The following is a 4183-nucleotide window of genomic DNA, read 5'->3' on the forward strand; positions in this document are numbered from 1 at the left end:
ACATACAGGTAGTGCGAAAATGATCTATGGCAAATCCTGTTTGTTCGCTACGCAAAACTATTTCAACTTTGCCTGTTTCTCGCACTAATGCGGCAATGCGAATTTTTAGGGGCGAGGTTTCAGAAACGACTACGGGATGATTGAATTTTATATCTTCAAAAACGGGAATTTCTGAAGTTTCTAGTAACGCCATTGCTACTTGTGCCATAGCTTCCAATCCCATTACGCCAGGAAAAATGCGATCGCCTTTATAAATATGATCGTTCAGATATGGATCTGTATCGGTTGAGAGTTCGGCATCCACGACTAATTCAACTCCTGGATAGTAAACTCTTGGTTTTTCCAAGAAGCGTAGGAATGGTAGTTCTGGCTTTGGTAACTTTAAGGTTGGTACGTCTCCAAAACGACCTGTTACAATTATTGAATCAGGTGTTAGTGCCTTTTCTATTTGATTTTTATGTTTATTTAAGCATTGAGCAATTATGTTACGAAATATGGAGATACCCATGTCTGGTGAAATGGGTGTAATTCCTTGTTGCATTAGGGCATCTACTCGCCCTAATCGTTCGCCCATGCCAACACCTGACCAAACTGACCAGTCTATAGTTACACATCGGCAGTTGGGATATTTAATCCCGAAACTTTCCGTAATATTTCCTAACCATTCATTAGCTAGGGCATAATCAGCTTCACCTCGCAAACCAGTGCGGGCAATGATCGAGCCAAATGCGACCAAAAGCTTTAGATGGTAAGGGTTTACGGCTGCTAGAATATTATGAAGTCCTTGAACTTTGGGGGCTAAGGTACGTTTTATTGCGGTTTCATCTAGGGAAGTAAGAAGTTGGGGAACATTAGTCCCAGCTCCGTGTAAGATAGCAGTAATTGTACCTAATTCTGCTTCAAATTCTGCGATCGCGCCTCGTACTGCTGAACTATTAGTTACATCAGCAGCGATGTATTTAAACTGAATACCCAATCCTGCCATTCTCTCCAAATTAGCAGCAAGTTCGGTATCATTATTTGGGTGGGATCTGCCTAAAAGTGCGAGACGTATGCCAGTTTCTTTTGCTAAGGAGATAGCGCTTTCGGCAGCAATTCCTTTCCCACCACCTGTGACTAATAATAAGTCTGTGGATGTAAGATTTTGAATTGATATTTTCCCCCCTTGATAAGGGGGGGTAGGGGGGGTCGAATTTGGCAACAACCGCAAGATTGGTTCCCGCCGCACCCCAGAAATATCATAATCAGACTCAACATAACCGACTGCGGCTTTTGCCTCAGCAAGTACCCATTCTATAAAGATATTTTCAGAAATATCTTTACATAAAGGTACATCAATCCAGCCCATTTTTATAAATTCATCATCCGTAGCACAGGCATCTTGCCTGTGACTAACACCAATCAAATCCGGCACTTTCTCTGCTTTAACAAAATCACCATAAACCCCAGGCAAATTAACAATACAAGTAGTAATATTTGGCGATTCCAAATGAAGAGTACGAGCAAAACCAGCACCACCTACCCCATGTTGGACAAGAATAAAATGAGTTACTTCTTTATCAGTAATTACAACTTTGGCACTATCCAGTAGTAAACTTAAGTGACTTTCATCTGGTTGTGGTGGCAAACAGACAATTACGCCACTACCACCATCCCAATTATCGAATGCTTCCTGTAAAGGTTTTGCTAAAGGATAATCGGATGGTGCAAATATTTGCCAGCCTTTCCAGTTACTTAAGGTGGATTTTGCGGGAAGATCCTGTTTTGGCAAAGATACTTGTTTGTCGCCACAGTTGTCACCCCCCCAACCCCCCTTATTGAAGGGGGGAGTAAGAGTATAATTTAGGTTTTTATCAAATTGGGATACTCCAGATTTTGCTTGACAGTGGGGTAGGGGTTTTTCTACTAATTCTACTGTGAAAGTCCGAATCCAAGCATCAACACCTGATGGTACTTGTTTGCTTTCATCGATAGATATTGAACTACCAGTAGTGACTAATTCTTCTAATGCTTGAACGACTTCTGTAATAGTGGCGTTAGCATAGTCAGTGGGTGCAATAGGGGGAGATAAGCCTAATCTTTTTGCTGCTTCTCCTACTAGTTGTCCTACAGTAATTGAGTTAAGATGTAAGTCACTGAGTAGACGATTATTATCTTTGATTGCACTAACGGGAAGTTCGGATCTTTCTGCTACTAATTGTCGCACGATTTCTAGTGGTGAATTAGTAGTTGGAGAAGATAAACCTAACCCCCCCAGCCCCCCTTCCTTGCCAGGGAAGGGGGGAGTAAGATTTGCATTTGCCTCTGCTAACCCCCCTTTTGAAGCAAAGGCGGTATCGAAAGGGGTTGAAGAAGTCTTACTCCCCTCTCCTTGCAGGAGAGGGGCTGGGGGAGAGGTTAATTTAATAGTAGGGGAATGATATTGTGAAATTATCCCTATTTCTCGATTCTTTTCACAGGGATTGACGAAAAATTTAGGCTGCCAATTGAGGTTGAATGGTTTGGTAAATCTGTGAGAAAATAAGGATTGACGGTTAATTGGCGTGCCTAAAACAAAGGCTGCACCAATTGCATTTAATAAGCCTTTGAAAGATAAACCACCTGCATCAATTGGAATAATTGGGGTATTGACAAAATCACCAACTAACCCACTTAATACTTCGCCTGGACCAACTTCAATCCACAAATCAACATGAGGGGAGGCTTGAGTAACTCCATCAATAAACTTTACTGGCGAAGTAATTTGAGTGGTAAGAAGCGATCGCAAATCCTCATCGGGTGGGACAATAGTGCCAGTTACAGTGGAGATAACTGTGCGTTGGAGAGGTTGAAATTCCTCATTAGCGAGATGTGTTGCGAAGGGTAGAGTGGCTTGGGCGACGAGTGGGGAATGGAAAGCGTGGGAAACAGGTAAAAGTGTGGCTTTGATTCCTTGAGTGCGGGCGCGATCTATAATAGTTGCGATCGCATTTATTTCCCCAGATATTACTGTTTGTCGCGGCGAGTTTAATCCGGCAATGGCGACATTATCTCCATTAATTAAAGCAGTAACAGCACTTCGATCTCCTTTAATACTAGCCATTGTGCCAGAGGGATTACTCAATTCTCCCATGGCTTTACCGCGTGCTTTGCTAATTCGCAGTAGTGCAGCTTCATCAAACGCCCCTCCCCAGGATAACGCAGTAAGTTCCCCCAAACTATGTCCGACTGCGATCGCGCCTTTTATGCCTAATTTTTCTAGTGTCTGGAAACCTGCAATTGAAGCTGTCACTATTGCGGGTTGGGCGATGGCTGTATCAATGGTATTTTTTACTTGTGGTAAGTTAGCCCTTTGGTATAATTCTTGCACCCAGGGGAAATTGCGACACCAAGCGCCACCTGTGATATGAGTGGGAGATGCTTGCCCAGGAAAAAGAAAACCAATCCGTGGTGGAATTATACTTGTACCGAGGTATATACCTGAAGGAATATCGAGTTGATTATTTAATCCTTTTTCTAGCCAAGATTGGAGTATTTCTAGGCGATTTGTTAATTCTTGGGGATTAGATGCGACAATTGCGGCTCTTACTTGGCTATGATCTAATGTTTTGGCAAGTTGAGCAGCTAAGTCGGTGACTTCGGCGCGGGAAAGTCGGGGAGTTATGGTTAATAGATGTTGGATTTGTTGTTGTAAATTTTCTCTATCTGTAGCACCGAGTAGTATTATTTCTGCGTCTTGGGCTGATGATAATGTAGGGATTTTGGGTGTAACGTTTTTAGAGGGTATACCTTCTAATACAATATGGGTATTAATTCCGCCAAATCCCATGGCGCTAACACCTGCCCTGAGAGGGTAATTTTTAGTCCAAGTTTCGCTTTGTCTGAGTATTCGCAAAGCGGGATTTTCATTTGTTAATTCTGAATGGGGTTGGTGACAGCCTGTGGTTGGGGGCAATATTTGGTGATAAATTGCCATGGCTGCTTTGATTAATCCGGCAATTCCGGCGGCGGCTTTGGTATGTCCAATATTGGCTTTTATTGTGCCAATGGCGGGAAGGGTTGGCAACGGATGGGGCAACGGATGGGATAACGGATGTAACGGATGTAACGGATGGGGTTTTGGGTTTTTGCTGTTAGTTGATGTTTGTTTCTTTATTTCTTCGTTTTCCTCATTTCCTATTCCAGATTCCCCATTCCCCACTCC

Annotated in this window: 1 protein-coding gene; it reads right to left on the reverse strand. The window is 42.9% G+C overall.

Annotated features, from left to right (window positions below; all coding sequences use genetic code 11):
• The coding region (locus tag NJ959_RS26385; RefSeq protein WP_254014735.1) for an SDR family NAD(P)-dependent oxidoreductase at window positions 1–4183 on the reverse strand (4183 nt) is incomplete at both ends.

The organism is Limnofasciculus baicalensis BBK-W-15 (assembly GCF_024178385.1).
Lineage (GTDB): Bacteria > Cyanobacteriota > Cyanobacteriia > Cyanobacteriales > Coleofasciculaceae > Limnofasciculus > Limnofasciculus baicalensis.